This is a genomic window from Blautia sp. XA-2221, from assembly GCF_028767025.1.
GTDB lineage: Bacteria > Bacillota > Clostridia > Lachnospirales > Lachnospiraceae > Blautia_A.
Genome location: NZ_JAJQXX010000002.1, coordinates 259,049 through 283,705 on the forward strand (window position 1 = coordinate 259,049; position 24,657 = coordinate 283,705).

Below are 24,657 nucleotides of genomic sequence, written 5' to 3' on the forward strand. Positions count from 1 at the left end.
AATGAAAGATGCAAAAAAATAAAAATGTTTTTGCAGTTGTATGGATGATTTTTACTGTCGGAATTTGATGAACGAATTTTGTGGACATACAGGTCCGAAAGATCTATAATAAGACTCACCAGAAATCTTCTGGTATTCCTGCCGTCTGGTCAGACGGATTTATCCCATTTTATTATTTTTTTAAGTACCCGTTTACTGTTTATTAAAAGAATGACAGCAGATAGAAAGGGGGAAGGAGTTAAATTACTGTAAAAGAAATGTTAGTGCTGACAATTGCCGGGGTTGGTGTTGTAATGGATATTTCCAGTATGCGGATCAGCAATGGCTGGATTCTTTGTTCTCTTCTGGCAGGTTTTCTGTTTTGTTTCAGCAGAAATGGAAACGGTCCATATGAATTTTTTCTTGGTGTAACGATTCCGGTGGCAGTTCTTGGATGGCTGTTTGTGTTCAGGATGCTGGGACCGGGTGATATAAAACCGTTTTGCGCTCTTGGAGGAATTATGGGGGCGCATGATATCTGGCGCTGTATTGAATTTTCTTTTCTGGCGGGAGCCGCCATATCTCTGGCGATTTTGATATTCTGCGGAAATCCTGCAGAAAGACTGCGCTATCTGACATCATATCTGGAAGACTATCTGAGAACAGGAATCAGAAAACCCTATTATCACAGAGGATTCGCATTGGAAAATTTTCATTTTACAATTCCTGTTTTTATGAGTGTGATGCTTTATGCAGGAGGTATATATTGAAAAAACAGATTTTTGCGGTTTGTGATACAGAGGCTGAGTATGCAAAAAACTTTATGGAGTATCTGAACAGGAAACAGAATCTTACTTTTGAGGTACAGGCATTTACCGGAGTGAAGAGCCTGCTGGATTTTGCAGAGCAGAACAGAATCGAGATTCTCCTGATCGCAGAGTCGGCTGTGTGCCGGGAAGTACGGGAACTGGACGTGGGGAAGCTGATCGTCCTTACAGAAGGGGTGAAGTCTCCGGAGCTGAGCGACTATGCGGGTGTTTACAAGTACCAGTCTTCTGCGCAGATAGTAAGAGAGGTTATGGCGTGTTATGGAGAGGAGAAGGCGGTAATGCCTGTGCAGTCACCTGTGCTGAAAAAATCCACACAGATACTGGGTGTTTATTCTCCGGTAGGACGATGCCTGAAAACTTCTTTTGCTCTTACTCTTGGTCAGATTGCTGCCAGAGAAAAACCTGTTTTATATCTGAATCTGGAGGAATACTCGGGATTTGAAGAGCTGTTTGGCAAGAGCTTTACAGGAACGTTAAGTGATCTTCTGTATTTTGTGCGTCAGGGGGATCAGAACCTGACAGTCAGGCTGAACAGCATGGTTGAGACAGCAGGGCAGCTTGATTTTGTTCCACCGGTTCAGTCTCCTATGGATATCAGAGGAACTCCCTGGCAGGACTGGGTCTGTCTGATTCAGGAAATCGTTCTGCACAGTTCTTACGAGGTGCTTATTCTGGATATAGGAAATGGGATTGACGAGGTATTTCAGTTGTTGGATCTTTGTAAAAGGATCTATATGCCAGTGTGTTCAGACGGTCTTTCGGAATGTAAGATCACACAGTTTGAAAATCTGCTGCGAGTGCTGGATTATCCTCAGGTGCTGGCAAAAACGGTAAGAATGAAGCTTCCGTTTTATGAAAGTATTTCCGGAAACGGGGCGTATGTAGAACAGCTGCCATGGAGTAAGCTGGGAGAGTATGTAAAGGAACTGATAAGAAAGGAAAACATATGAACAGGGAGACTTTTCAGGCGATCAGGGATCTTCTGATGGAAAAACTGGATATGTCCAGAGAAATGACTGACAAAGAGATACTGGATGAGATTGACCAGCTTATCCTGAACCGTATGCGGGATTCGTATATATCTCTGAACGAAAAGCTTCAGCTCAGACAGGAACTGTTTTATTCGGTGCGTAAGCTGGATGTGCTTCAGGAGCTGATCGAAGATGAAACAGTTACAGAGATTATGGTAAATGGCCCGAATGCTATCTTTGTGGAAAGAGGAGGACGGCTTGGGAAATGGGATAAAAGCTTTACCTCCCGAGAAAAACTTGAGGATGTGATCCAGCAGATTGCAGGACGGTGCAACAGAGTGATCAATGAATCCATGCCGATCGTGGATGCACGTCTGGATAATGGAGCCAGAGTAAATGCAGTGATCAGTCCGGTGGCACTGAATGGTCCTATCCTTACTATAAGAAGGTTTCCGGACAGTCCCATTACAATGGACAGGCTGATTGCGCTTGGAAGTCTTACCTGTGAATGTGCCCGGTTTCTGGAAGCGCTGGTAAAGGCCAGGTATTCCATGATCATAGGCGGAGGTACAGGAAGCGGCAAAACTACGTTTCTTGGGGCTTTGTCTGATTATATTCCTGCAGATGAGCGTATCATCACCATTGAGGATAATGCGGAACTGAAAATTCAGGGAGTGGAAAATCTGGTCCGGCTGGAGGCGAAAATGGCAAATATGGAGGGTACAGCATCAATTAGCATCCGGGATCTGATAAAAACAGCGCTTCGGATGCGACCGGACAGAATTGTTGTGGGAGAGGTAAGAGGCGGCGAGGCAGTAGATATGCTTCAGGCTCTTAATACAGGGCATGAAGGAAGTCTCAGTACAGCTCACGCAAATTCTGCCGGTGATATGCTAAGCCGTCTGGAAACAATGACGCTTATGGGAGTAGATCTGCCTCTGGAAGCAATACGGAGACAGATTGCCTCAGGAGTGGATATTCTGATCCATCTGGGGCGAATGAGGGATAAAACAAGAAAAGTACTGGAAATTACAGAAGTATGTGGTTATGAAAAAAATGAGATTATAACGCGGACTCTTTTTCGAAGGGAAGAAGATCTGGGGCTTGTACAGATATCAGAGCTTTTTAACCGGGAAAAGCTGACGCGGGCAGGGGTGGAAATATGAATCAGGACAAAACAAAGCAGAATTATGAGGAATATCATTACACAAAAAAAGAAATCGCAAAATATCTTTTTCAGAGTACAGCCTTGTGTGGGGCTGTGGATTATCTGTTTTATCAGAACTGGTGGTGCATGATCGCGGCTGTTCCGGCAGCGGTGCTGTTTTTAAAATGGAAAAAAAGACAGCATATCAGGGAGCGGAAGAGGACTTTAAATTATCAGTTTAAGGATGCGCTGAATTCTCTGAGCGTTGCGGTACAGGCTGGTTATTCTGTGGAGAATGCTGTGACAGCATGTATGAAGGACATGGAGCGGCTGTATCCTCCGGAATCTGATATTGTCCGTGAACTCCGTTACATTGAAAGCAGAAAAAAAGTCAGTGTTCCTGTAGAAGAGCTGTTTCTGGGGCTTGGTGAAAGAAGCGGGATTGAGGACATTGAAAACTTTGCCGCTGTTTTCAGTACAGCAAAGCGCTCCGGCGGAGATATGGACAAGATCATTCAGACCTCTGCCAGAATGCTTGGAGACAAAATTGATGTCAGAAAGGAAATAGAAACAACTCTTTCCGCAAAAAAGGCAGAGCAGACAATCATGAGTCTGATGCCTGCGGGGATCATACTGTATCTGCAGCTTACTTCTCCGGGTTTTCTGGAGGTTTTGTATGGAAATCTGTTTGGCGTATGTGCGATGACAATCTGCCTGGGGATCTATGCACTTTCTTACTGGCTGGGGAAAAGAATTGTGGATATTGAAGTATAAACGGACAGAAGGTGTGGAAAAACAGACAGGAGAAGATTATGTGGGTACATATCGTAATATTTATTCTGGCTTTTGGGACAGTCCTGGTCAGTAAAGCCGGCTGGATCCATCTGGATGCGCTGGGAGATAAAAAAGGAGTACGTTTATTTCTGGCAGTTGCTGTGTGTGGGAATTTTCTTGGAATAGCTATGACAATGACCGGGGAAGGAGGAATGGCACAATCGGATGCATACAGGATTCCCCGTGAGGAGACAGGAGCATACGAAAAAGAGTATCTGATTTCAGTAGACGGAGAAGAAAGCGAATCTTTTAAAATTCAGGTTCCGGAAAAAGAAACAGAAGAACCGGAGGAAACAGTTCCGGAAAAGGAATCTCCTGAGAGCAGACGACAGAAAGAATTACAGGAAATGCTGGATCAGTATAATCAGGAAAAGCAGGATCCGGATTACTATTATCTGCCTTCGGAGTGGAAGGGACATCAGTTGGAATGGGAACGTCCAAAAGAACATACAGGAGAACTTCTGGCATCTCTGGGCCTGTTTGCTGCCTTTGTAGTTCTGCTAAAAAGCACAAGGGAAAAACAGGAAGAGGAAGCCAGACGGGCAGAGCAGCTTCTTATGGATTATCCGGGAATGGTGATGAAATTTGCTCTTTTAATACAGGCAGGAATGACGGCAAGAAGCGCATTCCGGAAAATGTCTGCTGACTATGAGCGCAGAAAAACGAAAAGACGGCATTTTGTCTATGAGGCTGTGGCGGCAGCCTGTTATGAAATGGATAGCGGAGTATCAGAATCCGAGGCTTACAGACGATTCGGAGAAAAATGCGGACAGATGAAATATAAGACGTTTTCTACACTGCTGATCCAGAATCTTCAGAAGGGAAGCCGCAGAATGGCTGATATTCTGGAACAGGAGGCGCTTGAAGCCTGGGATGAACGTAAAAGAAAGGCCCGTGTTCTTGGAGAAGCGGCAGCAACAAAGCTTCTGGTACCTATGGTGATGATGCTGGCTGTTGTAATGGCAATTATTATGATTCCGGCGTTTCTGTCCTTTTATGGATAAGAATGCAGGAGCGGGGAGGTGAGTACATGAAAAAACTGTGGAAACTGGCAAAGGGATTTGCGGCAGAAGAGGATGCAGTTGGTGTTGTGGAAATTATTCTGATTCTGGTGGTTCTGATCGGTCTGGTTATTATTTTTAAAGAACAGCTGACCAGTCTGGTAAAAAATATTCTTTCAAAGATCACAAAACAAAGCAATTCAATCTGAGAAACAGTCCGGAATAAATCCGGGAGCAGAAAATGACATTTTGGGAAAAGGAGGGTATCTGTTATGAAAAAAGGCAGCATTACAGTGTTTCTGGCGCTGATCCTCAGCCTTCTTCTGTCGCTGGTATGTACCAGTATAGAATCTGTGAGAATGGCAGCAGCAAGGACGCAGATCTTAAGCGGTCTGGATATAGGACTTTATTCCTTGTTCGGTCAGTATGACAGGGAATTTCTGAAAGAATATGATCTGTTTTTTCTAAATGGCTCAGGGAGCTCAGGGACCTTAAATCTTGCAGCTGTATATGATGATATGGAAAGCTATATGAAACCAGTATTGAAGCAGAACAGCCAGAAACTGTCTATTGTCCAGGGAGGACTGTCCGGATATCGTCTGGCTACAGATGAAGATGGAGAAGTGTTTTACAGACAGGCTGTTTCATACATGAAAGATACCCTTGGCAGTCAGGGCGTTCAGAAACTGATACAGAAATTTCAGGAAAAAAAGGAGCGTGTGGAGGAAGCGGAAAAAGCCGGAACTCAGGCAGAGGAAAACAAATATCTGGAAAGCTATGATTCAGAAATGGATGCAGCAGCCCAGAACAGTCAGGAGGCTGAACAGCAGGAAGAATCCGGGAATTTAGAAAGTGGAGATACAGATATATCATCAGGTGAAGATCTTTCTGACGGGAAGCCGGAAGAAAAGGTAGAAAATCCTATTCCTGTCCTGAAGGCGGTACGCAATATGAGCCTTCTTGACCTGGTTGTTCCGGCAGAAAAAGGGATTTCGGAGAACCGTGTATCAAAGTCCGAGCTTCTGTCTGGACGAAATCTCGAAAAAGGCATGGAAATGCCAGAGCCTGTAAAAACAGACGGTTCCTATGCGTCCAGCCTTTTATTTCAGCAGTATCTTATGGATAAGCTTGGCTGCTATACCAGTCCTGCTCCCGGAGGATTAAAATACCAGACGGAATATCTTCTGTGCGGAAAAACCAGCGACAGAGAAAATCTGAAGTCAGTTGCAAGGAGACTGCTTCTTGTCCGGGAAGGCGTAAATGCAGCTTTTCTTATCGCTGATCCTGCCAAGAGGGCGCAGATGCATGGTCTGGCACTGGCTATTGCCTCTGCATTTCTGATTCCTCCGGCTGCTGTAGTCATAGAGGCTGCGCTTTTGTTCTGCTGGTCCTTTGGGGAGAGTATTTTAGATTTAAGAGAACTGTTTCATGGGGGAAAGGTTCCTCTGATAAAAAACTCCGGGAACTGGCAGCTTTCACTGGATAATCTGGCGCATATTCTGGAGGGACTGGATAGTCAGAGAAAAAGTGATGAAAATGGAATGTCCTATGAAGAGTATCTTCAGATACTTCTTTTATCTCAGTCCAAAAGAAATAAACTTCAGAGAGGAATGGACATGGTGGAATGTTGTATCAGAAACACTACCGGTCAGAAAGAGTTCCGTCTGGATCACTGTATAGAAGCTATAGAGGCTTCTGTAGATGTACGGGCAAACAGAAAAAAGACATTTACAGTAACAAAACAATTCAGTTATGTATAAAAGATAGCAGAAAAGAGGTGCAGAAAGATGCTTTTTCAGGAGACACATAAATTCATAAATGGGAAGGATCATAAGAACTGGGTAGACAGAAAAAGGAAAGAAAGGATAAGTTCTCTGTTGCGCTTCAGATACCTGCTTGCCCCGATGAGCAGGAGAAGCAGAAGGTTTCCTGAAAAGGTATCTCTTTGTGCCTCTTTTCTGAAAAAGGCAAGTTTTGCAGTAGAAACAGCCCTTGTGCTGCCGGTGTTTTTTCTGGGTATGGTTACGCTGATTTCTTTTATGGATATATATAAGATCCAGACGGAACATCTCTGTACCCTTTGTGAAAAAACAAAGGAGGCAGGCATGTATGCCTATGTGCTGGATGGAACGGGAACGGAAGAGATTACTTTACCGGATGTTTATTCTTATACTCCGGTGGGAGGAGTGATTCCTTTGCCAAAAGTGCGGATGTACAATACAGTAAAGGTACATGCCTGGACTGGTGCAGACAGCAGGCGGTTTGCCTTGAATGGAGAGCAGGCGGAAAGAATGGTATATGTGACCGCGGCCGGGACGGTATATCACAGAAATCTAGGGTGCAGATACCTGAATGTTGTTGTGCAGCAAATGTCTGGTTCCGGAGTAAAATCTGCCAGAAATATATATGGAGAAAAATATTATGCCTGTGAAAGCTGCAGCAGAAATCAGAAACCTGCAGGAACTGTTTATGTTACAAAAAGTGGAAACAGGTATCACAATCATGTTTCCTGTAGTGGACTCAAGCGTACTGCCAGGCTTGTAAAGCTTTCAGATGTTCATAATATGGGGGCATGCAGCAGCTGCGGATAGAGGAGGAAGTATATGATGTTCGAAGAAATTGTTACAATGCTGTTTCTTGGCTACAGTGCATGGACAGACTGGAGAAAACATGAAATTTCCCTGATTTTAACAGGAGTTTATGCCAGTGTCGGTCTGATTTACAGTTTTATGTCAGGAAGAGAAATTCAGGATATTCTGATTCCGGTACTGATAGGAGCAGTTTTTCTTGCGGCATCTGTGATAACCAGAGGTGCTTTGGGAATGGGAGACGGATGGATATTGCTGGCACTGGGGTGTATGACTGGTACAATGGCATACCTCAGAACCCTTGGCATTGGGCTTTTTCTGTCTGCAGTGATATCAGCGATACTTTTGACAGTATTTCACAGAAACCGCAAAACAGAAATTCCTTTTATTCCATTTTTATTCCTGGGATATGCAGGAGGTATTTTTATATGACATTAAAAAAACATTTCCGGAAAAAAGTAAAAAAAGGAAGCTTTACTATTGAAGCGGCCTGCGTAATGTCTTTGGTACTTGTGACAGTAATGGGAATTCTTTATCTTTGCTTTTTTGTACATAATCGGGCATGGTTTACGGCAGCAGCCTGTGAGTCAGCGCTTATGGGCAGTATGGAAGGAAACCGAGAGGGTGGAAAAGCAGCAGAAGCAGCAGAGAAACGCATCCGGGAACTTGGTAATATTGGATTTTTTGGGACTGAAAATCTGAAAACTCAGGTAAAAGGAGGAAAAAATGTAACTGTAAGCTATATGGCAGATACCATATCAGGATTTGGTGGATTTTCCTGGAAACTGAGAGCAGAAGGAAAATCCAGAGTCATTGATCCGGTAAGATGGATCCGTAAATTAAAATCGGCAGAAGATATTTTTTCAGATGCAGGAGGGTGGTAATGCACGCAGAATATAAGAGAGATGTAAGTCACAATTACCTTATTTTACAGGAAGAGAAGGCTGTAGATACCTCATCTTATCAGGTACGTATGCTTACGGGAAATGTGATTCCGTCTATACTGAAATGTCATTTGCAGAATCTTGATGGTGAGGTGTTGTTTTATTATGATATAACATCGAAACAGTCTATAGCAACATTGTTTGAGGACAAAAAATTAAAAAGTCAGGATCTCCAGAGTATTCTGGAAGGATTTGTAAAAGTTATGGAAGAAATGGCGGAATTCCTGATGAATACGGATCAGCTTGTACTTCAGCCGGAATATATTTATATGGATGCAGAGCGGAAAAAAGTGTATTTTTGCTGTATTCCGGGATATCAAAAAGAAATCCAGGGGCAGTTTCGGGGACTGACGGAGTATATCCTTCCAAAGATTGACCATGAAGATAATCAGGCAGTAATGCTGGGGTATGGTATTTACAGGAAAGCTCTTGAACCGGGATTTCAGCTTGAGATAATAAAGGAGGCGATTTATCAGAAAGAAGGAGAAGCGGATAAAAATATATCAGACCAAAAAGAAGACAAGTGTCAGGAAGTTTCATCGGAGAAGCTGTGGAATGAAATTACAGATCCGATGATTTCGGATGAACAGAAACAAGAAGAGGTTAAAACAAAGAAAAAAGAGAAGAAAATTCCATGGACCTGGATCATATGCTGTGGAGCAGGCGGTACAGTTGCTCTGGCCGTGCTGACAGCAGGTTTTCTGGGAGTTATCCCGGAACTTCCAATAGAAATAGTGCTGGGGGCAGGAATTATGGCTCTGGGTACAGGGGCATTTGCAGCATGGATCACAGAAAAGAAGAAACGGAAGCAGGAACAGACAGCGCCATGGCACAACAAAATAAAACAGGAAACAGACAGCAATTTTGTGTCAGATCAGATTATTCGGGAAGAAGATATAAAAAAAGATCCGGAAACAATCCAGGAAGGCCGGAAAGCAGAAACCAGTATTACAGGAGAGCTTTTTGGAACAAAGAAAAAAGAGGAAGACAGCCAGGAGGGAATCTGCGGTGAAACAGTAGTCCTTTCTGCCGGACAGAAAAAGGGACCGGCTACTCTTGTAAGCAGAGAGCCGGGTGAACTGGCAACGATTTATCTGGAACAGGAGCTGACAGTGGTAGGGAAGCTGGCAAATGCTTCAGACGCAGTGATTCCAATGGCGACAGTCAGTCGTATGCATGCAAGAATCCGAAGGCGAGATGATGAATATTATCTGGCAGATCTGAATTCCAGAAATGGTACTGCAGTGAACGGAAGAATGTTGAAAGGGGATGAAGAGTATCAGCTTCAGGATGAGGATCAGGTGGATTTTGCCCAGGCAAGATATATTTTTATAAAGTAAACAGCAAAGGGCTATCTTGCCACTGTGATGAAAGAATAGTATAATACTCTTAATATTGGATTACAGGAGTTTAGATAAAATATGAAGAAATTTGATCTCAACTTTTACAGTGGGAAAAGAGTTCTGGTAACAGGACATACAGGGTTTAAGGGAACATGGCTCTGTCGTCTGCTTCTGAATATGGGAGCTCAGGTTACCGGATATTCGCTGGAGCCGCCTACAGAACCATCCGTTTTTGGACTTGCAGGCATGGACAGACAGATGAACAGTATAACAGGTGATATCCGTGATCTGGACAGATTGCTGGAAGTGTTCAGAGAGCAAAAACCGGAAATAGTGCTGCATCTGGCAGCCCAGCCGATTGTGCGTGAATCTTATAGAAACCCGGTATATACTTATGAAACAAATGTAATGGGAACTGTAAATATACTGGAATGTATCCGTCAGACTGATTCTGTGAGATCATTTCTTAATGTGACAACTGATAAGGTGTATCATAATAGGGAATGGGAATGGGGATACCGGGAAGACGATCCTCTGGACGGATTCGATCCTTATTCCAACAGTAAGTCATGCTCAGAGCTTGTGACCCACAGTTATAAAAATTCATTTTTTATGGATGGAGTGCCTGCTGTTTCCACTGCAAGAGCAGGAAATGTGATCGGAGGCGGAGATTTTGCTGCAGACAGAATTATTCCGGATTGTATCCGGGCAGCTCTGGCGGGAAAATCTATACCGGTAAGAAATCCTCATTCCACAAGACCGTTTCAGCATGTACTGGAGCCTTTATATGCGTATCTTATGATTGCTGCCATGCAGTATGAAGAAAGTAAATACTCCGGGTATTATAATGTGGGGCCGGATGACAGGGATTGTGTAACAACGGGAGAACTTGTAGATCTTTTCTGTCATGCATGGGGGGATGGACAGACCTGGGAAAATCATTTTGTAGGCGGTCCCCACGAGGCGAATTTTCTGAAGCTTGACTGTTCCCGAATAAAAAGTGTTTTTAACTGGAAACCAGTCTGGAATGTTTGTACTGCTGTGGAGAAAACAGTGGAATGGACAAAGGAATGGCAGGCGGGACAGGATATAAACATAATTATGGACAGACAGATTCAGGAGTTTCTGGCTGATATAAAATAAAAAACAGGAGAAAAAATATGTTTGAAAATATGACAGAACAGCAGGCAAGAGAGCAGATCCTTGGAATTGTAGATGATTATTGCCGTAAATATCATAATGAAGAAAAAAACTTTAAAGAGGGAGACAGAATTCCCTATGCCTCCAGGGTTTATGATTCAAAAGAAATGGTAAATCTTGTGGACAGTGCGTTGGAATTCTGGCTGACAGCCGGCAGATATGCGGACGAATTTGAGCAAAAATTCTCAGAATACCTGGGAATTCGTTTCTGCTCTCTGGTTAATTCAGGTTCTTCAGCGAATCTTCTTGCTTTTATGGCGCTGACCTCACCTCTTTTGAAAGAGCGTCAGGTGCGTCCGGGAGATGAAGTCATTACAGTGGCAGCCGGATTTCCTACAACTGTGGCGCCGATGATCCAGTATGGTGCGGTTCCTGTATTTGTGGATGTGACAGTACCTCAGTATAACATTGATGTAACCGGACTTGAGGAAGCTCTTTCTTCCAGGACAAAGGCAGTGATGCTGGCTCATACCCTGGGTAATCCGTTTGATCTTAAAGCGTTGAGAGATTTCTGTAAAAAACATGAACTGTGGCTGATCGAGGACAACTGTGATGCTCTTGGCTCCGAGTATGTGATAGACGGAGAGAAAAAGCTTACAGGAACTATTGGAGATATTGGTACATCAAGCTTTTATCCACCCCATCATATGACAATGGGAGAAGGTGGAGCTGTGTATACAAATAATCCGCTTTTACACAAAATTGTCCGTTCTCTCCGGGACTGGGGACGTGACTGCAGATGTCCGTCCGGCCGTGATAATGTGTGCGGACATCGTTTTGACAGGCAGTATGGAGAGCTGCCTCTTGGCTATGACCATAAATATGTATATTCTCATTTCGGATATAATCTGAAAGCAACAGATATGCAGGCAGCAGTAGGATGCGCCCAGCTTGAAAAGTTCCCCGGATTTGTGGAAAAACGTCGTCATAACTATGCGCGTCTCAGAAAAGCGCTTGAGGGAATGGAAGAAAAATTTATACTTCCTGAAGCCTGCCCTGATTCTGAGCCAAGTTGGTTCGGTTTCCTTCTTACCTGTAAAGAGGGTGTGGACAGAAATAAAGTGGTTCCCTATATTGAAAGCAAGGGTGTTCAGACAAGAATGTTGTTTGCAGGAAATCTTACAAAACATCCCTGCTTTGACCAGATGAGAGCAGAAGGGAGAGGATACCGCATTGCCGGAAGTCTGGAAAATACAGACAGAATTATGCGCGATACTTTCTGGGTAGGGCTTTATCCGGGTATGACAGATGAAAAAATTGATTATATGGCAAAGGTGATCCGGGAGGCCGGAAATCTTTAAATCCGCTGTTGAAAAGATACTTCAGAGAAGGGATAAAAGTAAATGGTGATAGATGAAAAGCTGCGCTGGTATGGATTCTGGCTGGTGGACCGGCTTCAGGGCGGAAAGGTACGCAGCTATTATGAAGAAATCCGTGACAGCTATAAAAACGGGACTTCCGTAGAAAAGACCCGGGAAAAGATCAGTAAGCTGATCTCTCATGCAGTTCGCACAACGGAATTTTATAAGGATTTTCCAGAGGATACTCCTCTGGAGAAAATGCCTGTTATGAATAAAGAAACTTACAGAAGTCATTATGAGCAGTGTCAGTCTTCCGTTTATAAAGATGCTTCAGATAATCGTATTATGTATACAAGCGGTTCTACGGGAACTCCTTTTGCCATGATACAGAATCGCAATAAAATCCTTCATAACACAGCTGCAAGTATTTTTCTGGGAGCGGCCGGAGGGTATTATATCGGAATGAAACAGGCTTTTATCCGTATGTGGGTAGGAGACCACGCGAAAAAAAGCTGGATTTCCAGAACTGCAGAGAATCTGATCATGATGGATTGTTCCAATCTGGATGAAGAGGCTCTTGGTAAAATGGTTTCCGTGATTAAAAAGAAACGGGTAAAGTGTATCATCGGATATGCGTCTGCGATCGGAGAACTGGGAAGGTATATTGATGAGCATCATATGGATACCGGAGATTTCTGTGTGAAAGCAATCCTTCCTATTTCAGAGAGTATGCCCAGTGAAGTGAGAAGAAATCTGGAAAGAATTTTTAATTGCACAGTACGTTCCTGGTATTCAAATGAAGAAAACGGTATTATGGGTCTGCAGCGTGAAGAAGACGAAAGCTATTATATTGATTCTGAAAGCTACTATTATGAGATCCTTAAACTGGACAGTGATGAACCGGCAGAACCGGGAGAGCTTGGACGAATCGTGATCACAGATCTTTATAATTATGCCATTCCTCTGATACGCTATGACAATGGAGATTTGGCAGTGGCGGAACGAAAGGAAAAAAATGGAAGATTCCGTCTGTATCTGAAAGAACTGTACGGAAGACGGGGAGATATGATATATGACTGTAAGGGAAGGATTGTGTCTCCGTTCGTACTGCTGAATGGTCTTTCTATGGCAAAGGGAATAAATCAGTACCGCTTTATTCAGGAGGATATAACCAGGTATACTCTGTGGCTGAATGGTGACAGACAGGCAATCGATGAGAAAGCAATCCTGGATTTTATCAGTCCCTACTTTGGTGAGGAAGCAGAAATTACAGTAGAGTATGTAGATGAGATTCCGGTTCTGAGTTCCGGAAAAAGGAAATCTTTTGAAAACCGGTGCGAAAAGTACATAAAAAAATAACTGGGGAGGCTTTTCTTTGGCATCAAAAGAAAAACAGAAAAGAATTGTATCGAATACAGCGTACACCATAGGCGGAGCGCTTCTTATGAACGGAGTTCTGCAGATTGTTGTCTACCCTCTGCTGAACCGAAAAATGGGAAGCGATCAGTTGGGAGAGCTTCTGTATCTTATGGGACTGGTTGCAATACTTTGCCCTTCTGTGGGGCAGGCCTTAAACACCAGCCGTCTTGTTGTACGAAGAGATTATGAGGTAAAAAACGGGGACTATAATGTCCTCCTTTTGCTGTTTGGGGGAATTGGCACAGCAGTTACTCTTTTTGTGGCAGGGGATTCTATGGTATCTCTGCCTGTTATTTTCTGGACAGCAGCCCTTCTTATGACGACAATTTTTCGTTATTACGGAGATGTGGAATACCGTCTGAATCTAAATTATAAAAAATATTTTTACTATTACTGCGTGCTGACAGGCGGATATATAGCCGGCTTTGGCCTTTACTTTCTGACAAAAAACTGGTTTCTGGTATTTCTGACCGGTGAGGCGGCAGCTCTGGTATATCTTGCTGCAACCGGAACTGTGTTCAGAGGATTTTTTGACCGGAGCAAATGGTTTACACAGGCGTTCCAGCGGGGAGGATTTTTAGTATTTTCCTATCTGATCACAAATTTTACTTTGAATATTGATCGACTTGCACTGGAGCATATGGTGGGACATCTGGCAGTAACCCAGTATTATGTAACTTCTCTGATCGGAAAAACCCTGGTGCTTCTGGTGGCGCCTGTTAATACGATCATTATTTCCTACCTTACAAGAAAACAGGAGCGAATGGACAAAAAGCAGTTCCTTCTGTTTACCGGAATCGGAACAGGCGTAAGTCTTGTGTTTTTTCTTGGAGCCCAGATAGGAACTCCTGTTTTCGTAAAACTGTTTTACGGAGATCTTTATGAATCAGTGAGAGGGATGATCACAGTTGTAAACCTGAGCCAGATTCTTGGTGTACTTTCCGCTTATCTTTTTATTGTAGTTCTTACTTTTACAGAAGAAAAGTGGCAGTTGATCCTTCAGATCATACATCTGGCTGTGATTGCAGTCCTTGTGTTGATTTTTACAGAAAAGAGCGGTATTATGGGTTTTGCGGCAGCCGTGCTCATTGCCAATGTGGTACGTGTGGCAGCAGTGATCCTTCTTGGATTATGGAAGGCAGGCAGCGCCCCTGAACAACAGAAAAAATAATCATACTGATTTTACAGCATAAAAAGGAAGGAAAAAGAATGCAGGCTGGAGAAATTTTAAGACGAACAGCGTTTAATATATTGGATAAGCTTCACGGCGGGAAGCTTGAAAAAATAAAAAAAGTAAATAAAAGAGAAATTGTGGAAGGTATTACAGAGGAGTATGCGCAGCGCCGTGTGGAAATGCTTCTTGATTATGCCAAAAAGCATTCTCCATATTATAGAAATTATCAGGATGCACAGGATATTACAGAGTTTCCTGTTATGACAAAAATGAAATATAACGAGAATATGGATGCAGTTCTCTGCGATACATTCCGGGATAAAAAAGACAGCCTGTTCCGTCTGAAAACAAGCGGTTCTACAGGAGCACCGTTTACTGTTTTATGTGACGGAGATAAAATGAACCGTGTAAATATGAACTTTATTTCCTTTATGGAGTTGAATGGATTTCGTATGGGAATGAAACGAGGAGAATTCCGCGTATGGATCCCCGGGAAAAATGTAATCTCCAGATGGAAATCCTTTAAAAATAATTTGATCATGATCGATATCTCCAACATGGGAGATGATGCTCTTGCAGATATCTGTGAAAAAATACGAAAAGACAGGATACAGGTTCTGGTTGCATATTCCAGCGCTCTGACTGTTCTTGCAGATTATCTGAAAAGGAAAAATATTGATATCAGAAAATGGGATGTGGAAATGGTCTTTGCTATGGGTGAGGCACTTCCGCAGAGAACTTATGATCTGATCCGGGAAATCTTTGGTTTTGCGGCAGTCCGTTCTTATGGGAATAATGAAAATGGTTTTCTTGCATGCCAGGTTGGCGAGGAGAACCGATATACAGTAGACCTTTATAATTTTTATATTGAGATGCTGAGCCTTGACTCAGATGAACCGGTGAAGCCGGGAGAGCTTGGAAGAATTGTTGTAACTGATTTTTATAACAAAGCTTTTCCTATGATTCGCTATGATACAGGAGACACGGGGATTTATCAGGAAGTAATGGACGAAAACGGCAGAAAGCATGGCTATTTTACAGAAATATACGGACGCCGTGGCTCCATGATGTATAACTGTAAGGGAGAACCTTTGTCCATTCATGTTTTTATGAATGTACTGATTAATATGGAAGGGATTGTACATCAGGCAAAATGCATTCAGTGGGAAAAGAAACGATATGAGCTTCTCTTAAATGCAGACCGCACAAAAGTCAATGAAGCCCAGGTGGTAGCCTCTTATCGAAAATATCTGGGTGATGAAGCCCAGATTGATGTAACTTATGTAGATGAAATTCCTATTGAGGCATCCGGAAAGCGTATGGTATGCGTTCAGAAATGTCAGGATTACCTGTAGGATGTGAGAGATGCAGAAAAAAGATTTCAGATAAAGCAGATATACTAGACGTCTGAAACAAAAGTTGATATGGAGAGAGAAAATGAAACAGAAGGTATCTGATTATATAGCGGAATATATTGCACAGTGGGGAATCCGGGACGTATTTACGGTTACCGGAGGCGGAGCCATGCATATGAATGATGCTTTTGGACACCACAAAATGCTGCACTGTACTTATCAGCATCATGAACAGGCCTGTTCTATGGCGGCAGAGGCGTATGCCCGTCTTGGAAACAAAATGGCAGCAGTCTGTGTGACAACAGGACCGGGAGCTACAAATGCAATTACCGGAGTTCTGGGGGGATGGATGGATTCCATTCCAATGCTGATATTTTCAGGTCAGGCCCGCTATGCAACTACGGTTGCTGCCTCAGGTCTGCCTCTTCGCAGTATGGGGGTGCAGGAATGTAATATTGTTCCGATAGTAAAAAGTCTGACAAAGTATGCTCACATGATCGTTCATCCGGAAGATATCCGATACCATCTGGAAAAGGCTCTTTATCTGGCTGTAAATGGAAGACCGGGGCCGGTGTGGCTGGATATTCCTCTTGACGTTCAGGGGGCAGTGATAGAAACGGATCATCTGAAAGCCTATGATCCGGCGGAAAATCCTGAACAGAAGCCTCAGGAAATAAAAGATGAAACGGTAGAGAAGATCCTGGATAAATTACAGGAAAGCAAACGTCCGGTTCTTTCACCGGGAAATGGTGTGCGGCTGGCAGGCGCGCACAAGGAGTTTTGTCAGCTTGTCGAACTCTTGGGCGTTCCAGTGGTAACAGGCATGAGCAGCGTGGACGCCATTGAGTCAGATCATCCTCTGTTTGTGGGAAGAAGCGGAGGAACAGGAACAAGACCGGGAAATTTTGCACTTCAGAACAGTGATGTACTTCTTTCCCTTGGCAATCGTCAGGGATTTGCGCAGACAGGATTCCGCTATCAGGACTGGGCAAGAGAAAGCTATACTATTCTGAACGATATTGATGAAAATGAACTGAAAAAACCAAACCTTCATGTCAGTATGCCTGTTTGCGGCGATGCAGGAGAACTGATCCGAAAGCTGATAAAAGCTGCAGAAAAACGTGGGGCATCAAGGGAAAATCCTTTATTTCATGGAGAGGCGTGGAGAAATCAGTGCCTTTTATGGAAACAAAAATATCCGGTTGTTGTGTCCGGGCATTATGAAACCGTGGAGGATGGCTGCACAAATATTTATGCGTTTTATGAAGAACTGTCCAGAGCCATGGAGGAAAACCAGAATCTTATGGTCAGTGTAGGAACCTCCAGAGTTGCAGGAAGTCAGGCTTTTCGTGTGAAAAAAGGCCAGCGCTTTATTACAAATCCTAATACAGCGTCTATGGGATTCTGCCTTCCCGGGGCAACAGGTGTGTGCATTGCATCCGGGAAACAGCCGGTAATCTGTGTGACCGGAGAGGGAAGTCTTCAGATGAATATTCAGGAACTTCAGACAATCCGGCAGAATCAACTTCCGATAAAACTTTTTGTGATCAACAATCAGGGATATCACTCTATCCGACAGACTCAGCAGAGCTATTTTGGAGAGCCTCTGGTGGGAGTGGGACAGGAAAGCGGAGATTTGAGTTTTCCGGATCTTCAGAAGCTTATTCCGGCTTATGGGTTTCCATACAGATGTATTCACAGTTCAGAAAAACTGTCAGATACGATTAAAGAAGTTCTGGAAATGGACGGAGCGGCTGTATGTGAGGTGTTTGTCACCAAGTACCAGAAAACCGAGCCGAAAACCTCATCGAAAAAGCTTCCTGACGGAAGAATGGTGTCTGCACCTCTTGAAGATATGTATCCGTTTTTATCCAGAGAAGAACTGGAAGAAAATATGTACATTCCTCTTCCAGAGCAGAAGTAGTATAATATCTCATTCACATTTTGTATAATAACCTGCTTGAATTTCCAGCTACAGCGTTGCTGTCAATTGCCGATGCCACCGCATCGCATCTTTTCTTCGCCTTACAGCCTGAAAATTTACTTTGCGTCATTATACTGAAAATGAATGAGACAATACGCCAGAGTATTTTATACTCTTTCAATCAGACAAAAATATTCTGTAAAACTGCAGAAATATCAGAGATACAGAAGAGATGTTTCTTCCTGATTTCAGAAATTTAAAAATACAGTACAAAACTTAAATAGGAAGCTGTAAATGAGCAAATTTGAAAAAGTGTACAAAATCATCACGAAGTTGTCTTTATAAAATGCACATATAGAGTTTAATATTTCTTTTATGTCCGTATACTGCGGATTCTATTGTGCAAAATTCGATATTTATTTATAGTAAGAAGGAAAATTATGCGGCGGATTATTGTAACAGGAGCCACCAGTATGATTGGAGTGGCTTTAATAGAAGAATGCATAAAGTATGGGATAGAGATTTATGCAGTTGTCCGGGAATCATCTCAAAAGTGTTCCCGTTTGCCGGAAAGCAGTCTGATCAGATTTGTTGACTGTTCTCTGGAATATCTGGACAGATTGCCGGAAATGATCTCGCAGAAATGTGATACTTTTTATCACATTGCATGGGGAAATACCGGAGAAAACAGAAATACCAGTACGGAGCTTCAAAGCCGGAACATTGCGTATACTTTGGAGGCAGTAAAAGCGGCGGCAGCCCTTGGCTGCAAACGTTTTATCGGAGCAGGCTCCCAGGCAGAATACGGTCTGCTGGACCTGGAACGGATTTCACCGGAAAGCCCTGTAAATCCGATCACTCCTTACGGAGCGGCAAAGCTTGCATCCGGGTATCTGGCGGGGATGCTTTGCAAAGAACTGGGAATCGAGTGTATCTGGCCCAGAATATTCAGCGTTTATGGGATCTATGAGAAGGAAACTACCATGATCGCCTCCGGACTCAGAAAAATGCTGGCAGGAGAACCTACAGAATTTACCCCAGGAATGCAAAGATGGGATTATCTTTTCAGCGCAGATGCAGGGCGCGCTTTTTATCTGATCGGAGAAAAAGGGCGGGGCGGAGCTGTGTATTGTATAGGAAGCGGACAGACTGCACTGCTTCGGGATTATATTCAGAAAATGGCAGAGCTGACAGATTACAGGAATCCGGGAATCGGAGCAAAGCCATATCCAAAAGGCGCTGTGATGAACCTCTGCGCAGATATTGATTCTCTTTATCGGGATACGGGGTTTGTACCGGAGTATACCTTTGAACAGGGAATCAGAGAAACAATTACCTGGCTGAAAAGTCAGAGTACAGGAGATAAAAAATGAAAAAGAAAATTTCAGTGGTAATTCCCACATATAATGAAGAGGCAAACGTGGTTCCTCTGGCAAAAGCAGTTACAGAAGTAATGGAACGCGAACTCAGTAATTATGACTATGAGATTTTGTTTATTGACAATCATTCCAAAGACAATACGCAGGCGCTGATCCGTGGATTGTGTGCAAATAATAAAAACATTAAGGCGATTTTTAATGCAAAAAACTTCGGCCAGGCCAGATCTCCCGTTTATGGTATGAAGCAGGCATACGGAGACTGTGTGGTTCGCATGTGCGCTGATTTTCAGGATCCGGTAGATATGATCCCTCAATTTGTCAGAGAATGGGAACAGGGAAATAAAATTGTGATCGGTGTGAAAAATGCCAGCCAGGAACGAAAGGGAATGTACAGGATTCGAGGTCTGTATTACAAGATGATCAGAAAGATCACAGAGATCGACCATATTGAGCAGTTTACAGGTTTTGGACTGTATGACAGAAAATTTGTAGATGTGGTGCGTGATCTTCATGATCCGATGCCTTATTTAAGGGGCATTATTGCGGAACTTGGATTTGATTATAAAGCAATTCCTTATACACAGCCAAAAAGAAGAGCAGGAAAGAGCAAAAATAACTTTTACAGTCTGTATGATTATGCCATGATTGGTATTACCTCATATTCTAAGGTAGTGATGCGGCTGGCGACTTTTGCCGGTTTTATTATTGGTGGACTGAGCTTTGCCGCAGGTATCGTGTACCTGATTCTGAAGCTGATGTACTGGGATCGTTTTTCAGCAGGTATTGCTCCTATCGTTATCGGTATGTTTTTTCTTGGGGCGCTTCAGCTTTTCTTTATCGGATTTCTGGGAGAATATGTACTGAGTATTAATACAAGGGTGCTGGACAGACCGCTGGTAGTGGAGGAAGAGCGCCTGAATTTTGAAGATGATAATAAAAAGAATCAACAGAACAGAGAAGCAAAAACACAGGAAGCCGATGAGAGGGATTCCCGGAAAAAAGAATCAACGGCAGGAGAGCATTCATGAATAAGAAAAAAGCAACCTATGCATCAGGATGGATGGGCAGAAAAAAGACAGAATGGAACAGCATGAAACTGTGGAGTGGAAATGAACTCTGCAGACTGGACTGGATTTTATCTTTTCTGATACTGGCAGTTCTGTTTGTTACCTGCGCTCATTCTGATGTAAAGCTTACAGGAAACCGTTCCTTCCTGATGTATGAACACTTTGCGGATTTTTATCAGGCAAGCTATGAGCAGTCAGGAGGGTACTGGGCAAATTATCTTCCAAGTACATTTATTGCCTACGCTGTCTGGAATCTTCCCCTTTATCTTACCGGTCATGCGCCGGAAGCAATGCTGACAAACAGTTTTATTAATATTATGTGGTATAAGCTTCTTCCGGTTATTTTATATTTTGTTACTGCCCAGATCATATACAGGATTGGAAAGGAAATGGGATTTGGCGAGAAAAAATCTCTTCTGTGCAAGTTTGCATTTCTTGTATTTCCCATGGGGGTATTCAGTCAGTTTATTTTCAGCCAGTATGATATATTTACAGTACTTTTTCTGGTACTTGGATTTTATTTTTTCCTTCGGGGAAAAATGTGGCAGTTTGCTCTTATGTGCGGATTTGCTGCGACCTTTAAATATCATGCAGTGCTTTATTTCCTGGTGCTTCTTCTTTTAAGGGAAAAAAAGATCAGAAATCTGATCAGATATACTGCTGTCATGCTTGCGCCTTTGCTTGCAGAGATTCTTCCTAATATAGGTTCTGAGGCATTTCGGAGAAACGTATTCGGTTTTGGGGCATTGGAATATGTGCAGAAGCCTTTTTCTCTGGGATTTTTCAGCGGGATTAATCTTCTGGCAGCTGCCGCAGCCTTTGTCCTCGTGTGGGCCTATCAGAAAAAAGCAGAAACACAGGATGAGATCCGGTCATGGTCTGTATTTTTTTGTGTGGCTGTAAGCTTTGCAATCTTTGGATTTTCCACTTGGAATCCGCAGTGGATTCTTTTAATGGCTCCGTTCCTTGTTCTGAACTTTATGATGAATGAAAACGGAAATCTTCTTTATATGGTAACAAATATTTTTATGATTGCCATGTATATTTTCTGCAGCCAGAGTATGGTGGACGAGAGAGTACTGAACAGTGGTATTTTCAAATATATTTTGAAAGACCGTGAGTTTTCTGTGCGTATGTGGGACCTTTACGGGTTCCATGACCAGGAGCTTCTCTGTACTGCCATGTGGGTGGTATTACTGATTTATGTGGTCTTTGGACATCCCAGATATCACAGCAGAAAAGGAAATATTATTGCCAGAGGGATGGTGTGGCAGATACGAACCGCCTTTCTGTTTGGAGTCGCTGCGTTTGTACTTCCAATGACTGTGTGTGCAGCAGGCGTTCTTCAGGGGAAAATAAATTTCTTTGATAACAGCCGGCAGAATATGGAACCAGAGAACGTGGTGATGCTGGAAGAAAATGTTCCGGTGGTACAGGAATTTACTGCAGACGGTCATACACTTTCCGAAATTAAAATCCGTATATATACAGAGCCGGGAAACAGTGAGCTCAATAGTCTGAATGTGGTACTGAAGGAAAAGGATACCGGAAAGGTTCTTTATGAAAAAAACGGAGATACATATGGAATGAAAGAGAATACAGCTCTTTATCCTTTTCTGAAAGATGATATCTCTGTAGAACCGGGGAAAGCCTATCTTCTGGAAATCTCCAGTGATGCGCCAAAAGGAAGCGGAACTGGTCTTTACTGCGTAACAGACAATAAGGGAACAGAACTTCTGGCAGATCCTTCTGAAAAAAGAAGCCTTCAGATGTGTATTTCCGGGGAACAGTGAGAAACAGAGTTTAGTAGTAACTGATTTTATCAGTTAATAGCGAAATTTATCAATTATTAATATAAAAATTTTGTAAAGTGTTGTTAAAATTCATGAATATGTGGTATAATGAACCCATAAGTAATAGACGTAGATTTTTATCTGCGTGGACATTACCCAAATAAACAGCAAAGGGGATGGATGTATGAAATTTATTATTAGCGGAAAAAACATCACAGTTTCTGAAGGGCTTAGAACAGCCGTTGAGGACAAGCTTGGAAAGCTTGAAAGGTATTTCACTCCTGACACCGAAGTTGTAGTAACTTTAAGTGTTGAAAAAGAAAGACAGAAGATTGAGGTTACAATCCCAGTGAAGGGAAATATTATACGATCTGAGCAGGTAAGCAATGATATGTATGTATCTATTGACCTGGTGGAAGAAGTAATTGAGCGTCAGCTTCGCAAATACAAAAATAAACTTGTAGACAGGAAGCAGGCATCTGGTAATTTCCAGCAGGAGTATCTGGAAAAAGATTATGAAGAGGATGAAGAGGTAAAGATCATCCGTACCAAGAAGTTTGATATCAAACCAATGTATCCGGAGGACGCATGTGTTCAGATGGAGCTTCTGGGACATAATTTCTTTGTATTTGTAAATGCAGAGACAGATCAGGTAAATGTTGTGTACAAACGCAAAGGAAATACTTACGGTCTTATTGAACCGGAATTCTAAAAAATGGATAAAATCAAATAAAAAACTTAACAAACATATAAAAGCTGAGGCAGAAACCTGTCTCAGCTTTTATATATTGTACCATTTCGACAATCACTAATTATTTTTGTTTAGAGATTATTTGTTATCGTGTTTTTATTTTTTGACGATTTGATTTATCTATATTATTCTGTCTGTATGAACTAATGTTATCATTTTGTTATCGTTGCTGATAACACTTGCTCTGCAACTGTAAATAATAACAATATGTTTCGGTTCAAATTATAAGGGGGGTGTTGAGAAATGCAACAGTATCTAACCACAATGCTATAAACAAATCAATATTAGTTTTTATACTTGTAACTCTCTCCCAAAATCTCTCGAATCTGATTTTATTGTAGCAACTAATACAATTGATAATATCGCACTCATTATACTAGAAAATAACGGCATTAAGTACACGCCATTTAATCCCATAGACGGAACTAAAATAACAAGACCTATTATTGGAAAAAGCAGTGTTCCCGTAATTGATGCAATAAATGATCTTCCCGCTTGTCCCAAAGCAGTTAAAAATCCCGATAAACAGCCATCAATCCAATTTGCTAAATATGACAATGCATATAAGCTCATAGCTTGAATACTAAGATTTAATAATTCTGTGTCATCAGGTTTCACAAAAAATGGAACTATCCATTTTCCACAGCATCTTAAAATTATACAGGTAATCGCAGAAAGAACTGCTGCAGAAATGAGAACTCGTTTCTCTAGTGCATATACCCTTTTCTTCAAACTTGCTCCTTCACAATAGCTTATAGCAGGCTGCATAGAATCAACCATTCCAAAAAGCAAAGCTGCAACAAGACTTTCAATATACATCACAATTGACATTGCAGCAACAGCAGTTGATCCGCCAACGGAAAGAAGCACAATATTTAAAATAAAAGAAAAAATCGAACCTGAAATATTAGCAAAAAACTCTGATGAGCCATTAGCAATAATCTGAGCAAATTGTTTTATAGGGATCCATCCTTTCACAAATTTTAACTCTAGCTTATTCTGTATAAATGGAATAAGCGCCATTACAGTACCAACTGACATACTAATACAACTTGCAAAAGCAGCTGCCCAAATTCCCTGTTTCCAAATAACAATCAAAAGAAAATCAAGAATAATATTCAACACCGCAGTTGCAACATTCAATATCATACTATACTTTGGCTTACCACAAATTCTAAGATAGTTATCTACTGCAAAATAAACGATAATTAAGGGAGCAAAAGCAGCATACATTCGTATGTACTCAACACTATACTGTAAAGCATTCCCTTTTGCTCCCATCAGTGTCAACATTGGTTCACAGAAAAAAAAGAATATTACTCCAACGAAAACAGATATACCAGTAATTACTTTAATGCATACGCTAAATGTACGATTTGCCTGTTCCTGCTTTTTTTCGCCTAACAACATTGCTAACTGAACAGATGAACCAACTGCTATCAATTCTGCAAGTGCAAATGCTATGGAAATGAGTGGCATTACAAGATTTACTGCTGCTAATGCATCCGAACCGATACAACGTCCAACAAAAATCCCATCTACTATGGAATATAAACCACTGAAAATCATACTCAACATGGCAGGAACAGCACATTTTATAAATAATTTTGTTGGTGGTAATGTTTCAAACACACAAATATTTGTTTCCATTAATATC

22 protein-coding genes are annotated in these 24,657 nt (G+C 42.2%); 21 read left to right on the forward strand and 1 reads right to left on the reverse strand.

The features are described 5' to 3' along the window. Positions 1-257 precede the first annotated feature (257 nt). The 21 genes from LU279_RS03070 (at position 258) to hpf (ending at position 22,961) form a co-directional block, all read left to right on the forward strand. Positions 258-749, forward strand: coding sequence for a prepilin peptidase (locus LU279_RS03070; RefSeq protein ID WP_274420974.1), 492 nt, complete (start codon positions 258-260; stop codon positions 747-749). Beyond that, the gene (locus tag LU279_RS03075; protein ID WP_274420977.1) at positions 746-1,759 is read left to right on the forward strand and encodes a hypothetical protein; all 1,014 of its coding nucleotides are present in this window, start codon (positions 746-748) and stop codon (positions 1,757-1,759) included. Before LU279_RS03070 ends, LU279_RS03075 begins: the two co-directional genes overlap by 4 nt. Then, positions 1,756-2,946, forward strand: a complete 1,191-nt coding sequence (locus tag LU279_RS03080; protein ID WP_274420979.1) for a CpaF family protein — start codon at positions 1,756-1,758, stop codon at positions 2,944-2,946. Before LU279_RS03075 ends, LU279_RS03080 begins: the two co-directional genes overlap by 4 nt. Next, entirely contained in the window at positions 2,943-3,701 is a 759-nt protein-coding gene (locus LU279_RS03085) for a type II secretion system F family protein (RefSeq protein ID WP_274420981.1), read from the forward strand. The genes LU279_RS03080 and LU279_RS03085 overlap by 4 nt, the downstream gene beginning before the upstream one ends. A 38-nt stretch (positions 3,702-3,739) precedes the next feature. After that, the gene (locus tag LU279_RS03090; RefSeq protein ID WP_274420983.1) at positions 3,740-4,765 is read left to right on the forward strand and encodes a type II secretion system F family protein; all 1,026 of its coding nucleotides are present in this window, start codon (positions 3,740-3,742) and stop codon (positions 4,763-4,765) included. Between the two features lie 26 nt (positions 4,766-4,791). Beyond that, complete coding sequence (locus tag LU279_RS03095) at positions 4,792-4,971, forward strand: Flp1 family type IVb pilin (protein ID WP_274420986.1); 180 nt, start codon at positions 4,792-4,794, stop codon at positions 4,969-4,971. 63 nt (positions 4,972-5,034) lie between these two features. Continuing rightward, positions 5,035-6,522, forward strand: a complete 1,488-nt coding sequence (locus tag LU279_RS03100; protein WP_274420987.1) for a DUF5702 domain-containing protein — start codon at positions 5,035-5,037, stop codon at positions 6,520-6,522. A gap of 27 nt (positions 6,523-6,549) precedes the next feature. After that, on the forward strand, positions 6,550-7,353 hold the full coding sequence (locus tag LU279_RS03105; RefSeq protein WP_274420989.1) for a TadE/TadG family type IV pilus assembly protein: 804 nt from the start codon (positions 6,550-6,552) through the stop codon (positions 7,351-7,353). A gap of 12 nt (positions 7,354-7,365) precedes the next feature. Beyond that, on the forward strand, positions 7,366-7,782 hold the full coding sequence (locus LU279_RS03110) for a prepilin peptidase (protein ID WP_274420991.1): 417 nt from the start codon (positions 7,366-7,368) through the stop codon (positions 7,780-7,782). Continuing rightward, entirely contained in the window at positions 7,779-8,234 is a 456-nt protein-coding gene (locus tag LU279_RS03115) for a TadE family protein (protein ID WP_274420992.1), read from the forward strand. Before LU279_RS03110 ends, LU279_RS03115 begins: the two co-directional genes overlap by 4 nt. Beyond that, positions 8,234-9,634, forward strand: coding sequence for a DUF6382 domain-containing protein (locus LU279_RS03120; RefSeq protein ID WP_274420993.1), 1,401 nt, complete (start codon positions 8,234-8,236; stop codon positions 9,632-9,634). Before LU279_RS03115 ends, LU279_RS03120 begins: the two co-directional genes overlap by 1 nt. An 81-nt stretch (positions 9,635-9,715) precedes the next feature. After that, positions 9,716-10,780: a CDP-glucose 4,6-dehydratase gene (rfbG, locus tag LU279_RS03125; RefSeq protein ID WP_274420995.1), complete on the forward strand. Its 1,065-nt coding sequence runs from the start codon at positions 9,716-9,718 to the stop codon at positions 10,778-10,780. 17 nt (positions 10,781-10,797) lie between these two features. Next, entirely contained in the window at positions 10,798-12,138 is a 1,341-nt protein-coding gene (gene rfbH, locus LU279_RS03130; RefSeq protein ID WP_274420996.1) for a lipopolysaccharide biosynthesis protein RfbH, read from the forward strand. Positions 12,139-12,180: 42 nt separating this feature from the next. Further along, the gene (locus tag LU279_RS03135) at positions 12,181-13,497 is read left to right on the forward strand and encodes a phenylacetate--CoA ligase family protein (protein ID WP_274420998.1); all 1,317 of its coding nucleotides are present in this window, start codon (positions 12,181-12,183) and stop codon (positions 13,495-13,497) included. 16 nt (positions 13,498-13,513) lie between these two features. Then, positions 13,514-14,728: a lipopolysaccharide biosynthesis protein gene (locus LU279_RS03140; RefSeq protein WP_274421001.1), complete on the forward strand. Its 1,215-nt coding sequence runs from the start codon at positions 13,514-13,516 to the stop codon at positions 14,726-14,728. A 38-nt stretch (positions 14,729-14,766) separates the two neighbouring features. Then, a complete protein-coding gene (locus tag LU279_RS03145; RefSeq protein ID WP_274421003.1) occupies positions 14,767-16,086 on the forward strand; it encodes a phenylacetate--CoA ligase family protein in 1,320 nt (439 codons plus the stop codon). Between the two features lie 82 nt (positions 16,087-16,168). After that, on the forward strand, positions 16,169-18,010 hold the full coding sequence (locus LU279_RS03150; RefSeq protein WP_274421005.1) for a thiamine pyrophosphate-binding protein: 1,842 nt from the start codon (positions 16,169-16,171) through the stop codon (positions 18,008-18,010). 440 nt (positions 18,011-18,450) lie between these two features. Next, on the forward strand, positions 18,451-19,383 hold the full coding sequence (locus tag LU279_RS03155; RefSeq protein WP_274421006.1) for an NAD-dependent epimerase/dehydratase family protein: 933 nt from the start codon (positions 18,451-18,453) through the stop codon (positions 19,381-19,383). Continuing rightward, positions 19,380-20,417, forward strand: coding sequence for a glycosyltransferase (locus LU279_RS03160; RefSeq protein WP_274421008.1), 1,038 nt, complete (start codon positions 19,380-19,382; stop codon positions 20,415-20,417). Before LU279_RS03155 ends, LU279_RS03160 begins: the two co-directional genes overlap by 4 nt. Then, positions 20,414-22,249, forward strand: a complete 1,836-nt coding sequence (locus LU279_RS03165; RefSeq protein WP_274421010.1) for a glycosyltransferase 87 family protein — start codon at positions 20,414-20,416, stop codon at positions 22,247-22,249. Before LU279_RS03160 ends, LU279_RS03165 begins: the two co-directional genes overlap by 4 nt. Before the next feature lie 184 nt (positions 22,250-22,433). Then, positions 22,434-22,961, forward strand: coding sequence for a ribosome hibernation-promoting factor, HPF/YfiA family (hpf, locus tag LU279_RS03170; protein ID WP_274421012.1), 528 nt, complete (start codon positions 22,434-22,436; stop codon positions 22,959-22,961). Positions 22,962-23,291: 330 nt separating this feature from the next. Here hpf and LU279_RS03175 read toward each other — a convergent pair whose 3' ends face one another. Further along, positions 23,292-24,650, reverse strand: coding sequence for an MATE family efflux transporter (locus LU279_RS03175; protein ID WP_274421014.1), 1,359 nt, complete (start codon positions 24,648-24,650; stop codon positions 23,292-23,294). Positions 24,651-24,657: the final 7 nt, after the last annotated feature.

Excerpts from the sequence above, each read along its gene's own strand:
- LU279_RS03085 (WP_274420981.1), top strand. The coding sequence starts at position 2,943 with ATGAATCAGGACAAAACAAAGCAGAATTATGAGGAATATCATTACACA.
- LU279_RS03100 (WP_274420987.1), top strand. The coding sequence starts at position 5,035 with ATGAAAAAAGGCAGCATTACAGTGTTTCTGGCGCTGATCCTCAGCCTT.
- hpf (WP_274421012.1), top strand. The coding sequence starts at position 22,434 with ATGAAATTTATTATTAGCGGAAAAAACATCACAGTTTCTGAAGGGCTT.
- LU279_RS03095 (WP_274420986.1), top strand. The coding sequence starts at position 4,792 with ATGAAAAAACTGTGGAAACTGGCAAAGGGATTTGCGGCAGAAGAGGAT.
- LU279_RS03115 (WP_274420992.1), top strand. The coding sequence starts at position 7,779 with ATGACATTAAAAAAACATTTCCGGAAAAAAGTAAAAAAAGGAAGCTTT.
- LU279_RS03110 (WP_274420991.1), top strand. The coding sequence starts at position 7,366 with ATGATGTTCGAAGAAATTGTTACAATGCTGTTTCTTGGCTACAGTGCA.
- LU279_RS03135 (WP_274420998.1), top strand. The coding sequence starts at position 12,181 with ATGGTGATAGATGAAAAGCTGCGCTGGTATGGATTCTGGCTGGTGGAC.
- LU279_RS03070 (WP_274420974.1), top strand. The coding sequence starts at position 258 with ATGTTAGTGCTGACAATTGCCGGGGTTGGTGTTGTAATGGATATTTCC.
- LU279_RS03105 (WP_274420989.1), top strand. The coding sequence starts at position 6,550 with ATGCTTTTTCAGGAGACACATAAATTCATAAATGGGAAGGATCATAAG.
- LU279_RS03175 (WP_274421014.1), bottom strand. The coding sequence starts at position 24,650 with ATGGAAACAAATATTTGTGTGTTTGAAACATTACCACCAACAAAATTA.
- LU279_RS03160 (WP_274421008.1), top strand. The coding sequence starts at position 19,380 with ATGAAAAAGAAAATTTCAGTGGTAATTCCCACATATAATGAAGAGGCA.
- rfbG (WP_274420995.1), top strand. The coding sequence starts at position 9,716 with ATGAAGAAATTTGATCTCAACTTTTACAGTGGGAAAAGAGTTCTGGTA.
- rfbH (WP_274420996.1), top strand. The coding sequence starts at position 10,798 with ATGTTTGAAAATATGACAGAACAGCAGGCAAGAGAGCAGATCCTTGGA.
- LU279_RS03090 (WP_274420983.1), top strand. The coding sequence starts at position 3,740 with ATGTGGGTACATATCGTAATATTTATTCTGGCTTTTGGGACAGTCCTG.
- LU279_RS03120 (WP_274420993.1), top strand. The coding sequence starts at position 8,234 with ATGCACGCAGAATATAAGAGAGATGTAAGTCACAATTACCTTATTTTA.
- LU279_RS03145 (WP_274421003.1), top strand. The coding sequence starts at position 14,767 with ATGCAGGCTGGAGAAATTTTAAGACGAACAGCGTTTAATATATTGGAT.
- LU279_RS03150 (WP_274421005.1), top strand. The coding sequence starts at position 16,169 with ATGAAACAGAAGGTATCTGATTATATAGCGGAATATATTGCACAGTGG.
- LU279_RS03165 (WP_274421010.1), top strand. The coding sequence starts at position 20,414 with ATGAATAAGAAAAAAGCAACCTATGCATCAGGATGGATGGGCAGAAAA.
- LU279_RS03080 (WP_274420979.1), top strand. The coding sequence starts at position 1,756 with ATGAACAGGGAGACTTTTCAGGCGATCAGGGATCTTCTGATGGAAAAA.
- LU279_RS03155 (WP_274421006.1), top strand. The coding sequence starts at position 18,451 with ATGCGGCGGATTATTGTAACAGGAGCCACCAGTATGATTGGAGTGGCT.